Raw genomic sequence first — 222 nt, forward strand, 5'->3', positions numbered from 1 at the left:
TACTGTCACATGATCTTGTGTGCCATCTGGATATGTCACTGTTACTGGGACATTCACTGTTCCTGGCGTATTACCGTCTGGTAATGTACTTGGATCGTCAACTGTGATTGTTGGTGTTCCTTTTTCTGATGGATAATCCGGAATTGTTACTGCTCCTGTTACATCATCCTCAGTTGTTGGTGTACCGTAATCTTTTGTGACTTCTTCTGTTGTTGGTTCATA

At 41.9% G+C, this 222-nt stretch carries 1 protein-coding gene; it reads right to left on the reverse strand.

What is annotated here, in order from left to right:
- The coding region (locus tag HMPREF3239_RS05670) for a Rib/alpha-like domain-containing protein (protein ID WP_141763592.1) at nucleotides 1–222 on the reverse strand (222 nt) is incomplete at both ends.

Origin of the sequence: Staphylococcus sp. HMSC34C02, assembly GCF_001838705.1 — a bacterium.
Classification (GTDB): domain Bacteria; phylum Bacillota; class Bacilli; order Staphylococcales; family Staphylococcaceae; genus Staphylococcus; species Staphylococcus borealis.